This is a genomic window from Ramlibacter sp. (assembly GCF_035706265.1).
In the GTDB taxonomy this organism is placed as follows: Bacteria; Pseudomonadota; Gammaproteobacteria; order Burkholderiales; family Burkholderiaceae_C; genus Ramlibacter.
In genome coordinates, this window is the sequence record NZ_DASSVG010000326.1 from 1 (window position 1) to 4,175 (window position 4,175).

4 protein-coding genes and 1 pseudogene are annotated in these 4,175 nt (G+C 70.6%); 2 read left to right on the forward strand and 3 right to left on the reverse strand.

The window, feature by feature from the left end; genetic code table 11:
• Together VFM98_RS11795 and VFM98_RS11800 are read right to left on the reverse strand one after the other, a co-directional pair.
• Window positions 1-485: pseudogene (locus VFM98_RS11795) on the reverse strand (hypothetical protein); the annotation flags it as partial.
• A 184-nt stretch (window positions 486-669) separates the two neighbouring features.
• Window positions 670-894, reverse strand: coding sequence for a hypothetical protein (locus tag VFM98_RS11800; RefSeq protein ID WP_325110113.1), 225 nt, complete (start codon window positions 892-894; stop codon window positions 670-672).
• Between the two features lie 113 nt (window positions 895-1,007).
• Between VFM98_RS11800 and VFM98_RS11805 the strand changes: the two genes are divergently transcribed.
• Window positions 1,008-1,235 carry a hypothetical protein gene (locus VFM98_RS11805; protein ID WP_325110114.1) on the forward strand — a complete coding sequence of 76 codons (228 nt, stop codon included), beginning with the start codon at window positions 1,008-1,010 and terminating at the stop codon, window positions 1,233-1,235.
• Window positions 1,236-1,470: 235 nt separating this feature from the next.
• Here VFM98_RS11805 and VFM98_RS11810 read toward each other — a convergent pair whose 3' ends face one another.
• Window positions 1,471-3,540: an ATP-dependent helicase gene (locus VFM98_RS11810; RefSeq protein ID WP_325110115.1), complete on the reverse strand. Its 2,070-nt coding sequence runs from the start codon at window positions 3,538-3,540 to the stop codon at window positions 1,471-1,473.
• Between the two features lie 17 nt (window positions 3,541-3,557).
• On the opposite strand from VFM98_RS11810, the gene VFM98_RS11815 reads away from it, so the two are divergent.
• Window positions 3,558-4,175: DUF72 domain-containing protein (locus VFM98_RS11815; RefSeq protein ID WP_325110116.1), on the forward strand; the 618-nt coding region annotated here is incomplete at its 3' end.

The following is a 4,175-nucleotide window of genomic DNA, read 5'->3' on the forward strand; positions in this document are numbered from 1 at the left end:
GCCCGCCTCGCGGGCGCCGACGCGGCGGAAGTTGGCGACGGTCGGGATGTTGATCCGGGACGACATGGGGGGCAGGTTCTGGTTCTCGGTCTGGTCTTCCTGGAGTATGTCGCGGATGCCATCTTCGTCCGCCGCTTCGCGCTGGAGCGGCGGCCCAGCGCAAGGCCCCCGATCGAAACCTTCTCGACGCCCGAGGCATGCGCGAGGCGGGCCACGACGCCTTGTCGCTGCTGCAGTGCGGTCCGCACCGCGTTGACGATGACTTCGCCGGGGTCGGTGGCGCGGTCGGCCCACAGGTCGGCGTAGATGACGAGCGCCCCCTGGCGTTCGAGGGCCGGGCGCAGGTCCTCGCGCAGGAAGGTGCTCTTGCCGGTGCGCCGCGGCGCGGCGAGGAACAGACCCGAAGGAGCGGCCGAGGTGGCCGGCGGCTCCATCAGTTTCCTGGCCAGGTCCTCAGCGAGTGCTGTGCGGTGAAAGACAGCCACGACCGACTCCTCTCGAATCGACGATTGGAGCGAATTGCAGGCGATTGTAGATCTCTGTAGGAGGGAGCGCCCGCGCTCGCCTTTCCCCCGAAGGGAGGCACACAAGTGGCTCAGGCGTGGCCAAAGTCAGGGCTCCAGCAGCCCAGGCGCCAAGGGAAGTCCGGGCGCCTGGCTGGTCGGTCCGTCACTTCGACCGGCTGCTCTCGCTGGCCACGCCGCCGCCGCCCTGGGCGTCGGCGTCGCGCGGGTCGGTGCCGCGCTCCGGCGCGCGTTCGTCGGCGCCGGCATTGGTGCTGTTGGCGGGCTGGGCGCCGCTGTTCGCCTGGCCGCGGCTGCCGCGCGCGCCGGCGTTGCCGGGGCTGGTGGCGTTCGGGGCCTTGCGGTCCTTGTCCGTGTCGTCTTGCGCCATGCGGATCCTTCGGTGGGCCCCCGCCTGTGCGGGGGCGACGCGTGAAAAAACGAAGAATGCCTGGCCGCTCGCGCGTGCCAGGCATTCGCCGGAGGGCCTGCGCAGGGCCTTACTTGCTGCTGCTGCTGCGCGAACGGCTGCTGGAGCTGGAGCTGCGGCTGTTGCCCTTGGCGCTCGGCTTGCTGGTGCGGCTGGAGCTGCTGCGGCCCGTGCTGCTGCGGCCGCTGGAAGCGGTGCCGCGGCCGGAACTGCTGCTGCTGCGCGACGACGACGAGCCCGATTTGGAGGAAGAGGAAGAACTGCGAGATGCCATAGCTTGCTCCTTTGGTCGGTTGATATGACGGCCGTCGCTTCTGCCGGCGCTGCGGCCACAACGGTCAATCTAGGCAGGTGGGCCGCGGAGCCTGTCGGCATCGCCAGCGCTTCCGCGTAGGAATCGCCCTGCCCGCGGCGATCCACTCGCTGTCAAGAGCGGCACTGTAGGCTGCGCGCCGTCGATGCTTGTCGGCGCGCAGGCCCTGCGGGCGTAGGACGGGGCCCCCTTCCGCGCGCCGCGCGGGAACCTTGCGGCGATGTTCAGCGCCAGGCCGCGCGGGCCCGGTCGCGCACCTGCATCACGGGGGCGGCCGGCCGGGGCGCGGTGCCGGCCACGGCCAACGCCTCGGGCCACGCGACCTGCTCGAAGTGGCGCGTCATCGCCTCGGTGACGAAGCGCGAGCGGCCCGCGTAGACGTGGCGGTCGCCGCCGCCGGATTGCTGCGAGACGTAGAAGCGTTGCGGCACCAGCAGGTGCAGCTGCTCCTTCGCGCGCGTCATCGCCACGTACAGGAGGCGGCGCTCCTCCTCCAGTTCCTCGGTCGTGCCGGTGGCCATGTCGCTCGGGATGCAGCCGTCCACCACGTTGAGCACGTGCACCGCCTTCCATTCCTGGCCCTTGGCGCTGTGGATGGTGGACAGGATCAGGTAATCCTCGTCGCGCAGCGGCGGGCCGCTCTGGTCGCTGGTGACCTCGGGCGGATCGAGCGTCAGCTCGGTCAGGAAGCGCTCGCGGCTGCCGTAGCCCGCGGCCAGGCGCGCGAGCTGTTCGACATCGAGCTTGCGCACCTGCGCGTCGTCGTGCAGGCGCTCCAGCACGGGCAGGTACCAGCTCTTGGCCAGCTCCATGTCGGCAGGCCAGGCGAGACCCGGCTCGCGCAGCTTCGCATAGAGCGCGGCCAGTTCGGCCCAGCCTTCGCGGGCCGCCCCCGGCGGCTCGAAGGACTGCAGCGCCTGGTGCGGATCGCTCGCCTCCTCCATGGCATCGAGCAGGCGCGTGGCCGTCGCGGCACCCACGCCGGGCACGAGCTGCGCCACACGGAAGCCGGCCATGCGCCCGCGCGGGTTCTGCGCGAAGCGCAGCACCGCCATCAGGTCCTTGACGTGCGAGGCCTCCAGGAACTTGAGCCCACCGAACTTCACGAACGGGATGTTGCGGCGCGCGAGCTCCAGTTCCAGCGGCGCGCTGTGGTGGCTGGCGCGGAACAGCACCGCCTGCGACTTCAGCGGCGCGCCCGCCTCGCGCTGGCGCAGCACCTGCTCGGCCACCCAGCGGGCCTGCTGCGCCTCGTCGGGCACCAGCACCAGCTGCGCGCGCTGCGACGAGGCCTTGTCGGTGAACAGGTTCTTGGCATGCCGCTCGCGCGCCGCCGCGATCACGGCGTTGCTGGCGTCGAGGATGGCTTGCGTGCTGCGGTAGTTGCGTTCCAGCGTGACGACGCGCGCCGGCTGGCCGAAGCGGTGCGGGAAGTCGAGGATGTTGCGCACTGTGGCGCCGCGGAAGGAATAGATGCTCTGCGCGTCGTCGCCGACCACCGTGACGCCCTGGCCCGACGGCTTCATGGCCAGCAGGATCTCGGCCTGCAGGCGGTTGGTGTCCTGGTATTCGTCGACCAGCACGTGGTCGAAACGCGCGCCGACTTCCTCGGCCAGGCTCGGTTCGGCCATCATGTCGGCCCAGAAACCGAGCAGGTCGTCGTAGTCCAGCACGTTCTGCTGCTGCTTGGCTTCCACGTAGGCGCCGAACAGCTTCTTCAGTTCGTCCTCCCACTGTGTGCACCACGGGTAGACCGACTGCAGCACGAGGTGCAGCGGATCGCGCGTGTTGAGCACGCGCGAATAGATGCCCAGGCAGGTGCCCTTGAGCGGGAAGCGCTTCTTCTGGTCCGCCAGGCCGATCTCGTGGCGCACCATTCCCATCAGGTCCTCGGCGTCGCCGCGGTCGTGGATGGTGAAGTTCTCCTCCAGCCCGATGCGCGGCGCGTATTCGCGCAGCAGCCGCGCGCCGATGCCGTGGAAGGTGCCGCTCCAGGGCAGGCCGGGCAGCGCCTGCGTGGCGCCGAGGGCCAGTGCCTGCTGCAGCACGCCGCCGACGCGCCGCTCCATCTCCTGCGCGGCGCGGCGGCTGAAGGTGAGCAGCATCATGCGCTGCGGGTCGGCCCCGTGGCGGATCAGGTTGGCGACCCGGTGCGCCAGCGTGCTGGTCTTGCCCGAGCCGGCGCCGGCGATCACCAGCAGCGGCCGGGTGTCGCCGGCGCTCTCGCCGGTGCCGTGTGTGGCGGCTTCGCGCTGCTGCGGATTGAGGGAGGCGAGGGGATCGGGGGACTGCACGGCTGTATATTAATCCAGTGGACTTCAACATCCTGGTCGGCACCGCCTCCTGGACCGACAAGACCCTGGTCGCCTGCGGACGCTTCTATCCGCCGGCGGTGAAGACGGCGGAACAGCGCCTGCGCTTCTACGCGCAGCAGTTCCCGCTGGTGGAAGTGGACTCGAGCTACTACGCGATGCCGCTGCCGCAGACCGCGCAGCTCTGGACCGAGCGCACCCCGCCCGGCTTCGTCTTCAACGTCAAGGCCTTCCGCCTGTTCACGGGGCACCCCGCCCTGCCCACCACCTTCCCGCGCGACCTGCAGAAGGCGCTGCCCGCCGGCCTGGGCCGCACCGTCTACTACGAGCAGGTGCCGGCCGAGATCCGCGGCGAACTGTGGCGCCGCTTCATCGAGGCGCTCGCGCCGCTGCAGCACGCGGGCAAGCTGGGCGCGGTGCACTTCCAGTTCGCGCCCTGGCTGCTGCGCAACAAGGCGAGCATGGCGCACGTGGAGCATTGCGCCGGGAAGATGCAGGGGCACCTCGTCGCCGCGGAATTCCGCCACGCGACCTGGTTCTTCGGCGAGCACCTGGAGAAGACGCTCGCCTGGGAGCGCGAGCTCGGGCTGGTGCACACGGTGGTCGACTCGCCGCAG